The sequence below is a fragment of the Paraclostridium bifermentans genome (assembly GCF_964259345.1).
In the GTDB taxonomy this organism is placed as follows: domain Bacteria; phylum Bacillota; class Clostridia; order Peptostreptococcales; family Peptostreptococcaceae; genus Paraclostridium; species Paraclostridium bifermentans_B.
In genome coordinates this window covers 1-866 of sequence record NZ_CAXVJR010000026.1, presented here as the reverse complement: position 1 = coordinate 866, position 866 = coordinate 1, and the positions used below count along the sequence as shown (strand labels likewise).

Sequence of the window (866 nt, the reverse complement as noted above, 5' to 3'; positions counted from 1 at the left end):
CATAATGTATGTAGCTTTCAAGATACTACTAATTTTAAGCAAACAAGTATAGATTTTCAGCTTTGTGTACCTAATCCAAAGCCAGATATAGAACAAATTGTCAGGGTAAAAGTTGATAAGGAATATATTAAAACAAAAATAGTAAAAACTCCTATTGGGAAATCCTTAGAAGGTCAAATAGTAACAGGATATAAAGCTTTAATAATGGCTGATATTATATTAAAGATAACTTATGTTGCAGATAAAAAAACTCAAAGTGTTCATAGTTTTCATACTACACTCCCATTTTGTGAATATGTAGTTCTACCTGAAAAATTTAATACTTTGGGAGTTGTAACTCCACAAATATATATAGAGGATATTTATATAACGCAATGTGACAATAGATGTTTATACGGCAATATAACTATAATGACTGTAGCAGAACCATGCTCATAGAAAGGAGGTTTATTTATGCTTAATCAAAATCACTCCCCAAGTCAAACTCTTCCACTTGAGGCCAAATATTTTAAAGAAGAAATTATAAATGAAATATTAGAAATTCCAAAAGAAAAACCTGATATAGAAAATATTTTAAATACTTTAGTGTGGCCAGAAATAGAAAGTTTCAAAATTATAGAAACTGAAAAAGGCATATCAAATGAAGGTCAAAATCTTACAGGGTTTAAATTGCTGGTTAAAGTTAAATTAAATGAAAAAATAACTTATGTAGCGGATCATTGTTCTCAACCAGTTCATGCTGCTCATTTTGAAAGTGTTAAAACTATGTTTGTAGTGCTACCTGAAATGATAGATGGTGAAAAAACATGTGTTTTGTTAAATAAAGGAAAGCTTTCTATAATGCCATATATAGAGTGTGTAGAAGC

The 866-nt window shown here is 29.0% G+C and carries 2 protein-coding genes; both read left to right on the top strand.

Annotated features, from left to right (window positions below):
• On the top strand, positions 1 to 438 hold a 438-nt coding region (locus ACEXNK_RS17505; RefSeq protein ID WP_373601622.1), incomplete at its 5' end, for an SPOCS domain-containing protein.
• A 15-nt stretch (positions 439 to 453) separates the two neighbouring features.
• Positions 454 to 866, top strand: a 413-nt coding sequence (locus ACEXNK_RS17500; protein ID WP_373601621.1) for a hypothetical protein, incomplete at its 3' end; no start/stop codon positions are given.